The 430-nt window shown below is 50.7% G+C and carries 1 pseudogene; it reads right to left on the bottom strand.

Annotated elements, in window-relative coordinates:
* Positions 1-430: pseudogene (locus gpAD87_RS31320) on the bottom strand (nicotinate phosphoribosyltransferase); the annotation flags it as partial.

Below are 430 nucleotides of genomic sequence, written 5' to 3'. Positions count from 1 at the left end.
ATAGATACGCAAGGTCCCCGCTATCCAGACGAATGGCGTTCATCTTTTTGCCCTGGCTCTCCAGCTTCTTGGCAGTCTTGATTGCATGAGGAACACCACTGTTCAATGTATCAAACGTATCCACCAGCAGTGTCACTTGATCTGGCAGCACTTTGGCATAGACGTCAAACGCCTCCTGCTCACTCATAAAACTCTGCACCCAGGAATGAGCATGTGTCCCTGCTGTCGGAATTCCAAAGCGCTCTCCAGCCAGCATATTAGACGTTGCATGGAATCCTGCCACATACGAGGCACGCGCCCCCCAAATGGCCGCATCCGCTTCCTGTGCACGTCGTGTTCCGAATTCGAGCAATGTGTCCTGACTTGCCACCTGTTTGATCCGGGAAGCCTTCGTTGCAATTAACGTCTGATAATTCATGAAGTTAAGTAT

The organism is Paenibacillus sp. AD87 (genome assembly GCF_001659845.1).
Taxonomy (GTDB): Bacteria; Bacillota; Bacilli; order Paenibacillales; family Paenibacillaceae; genus Paenibacillus; species Paenibacillus marchantiae.
The sequence above is the reverse complement of the archived record's forward strand: the minus strand, read 5'-3'. Positions and strand labels throughout refer to the sequence as shown.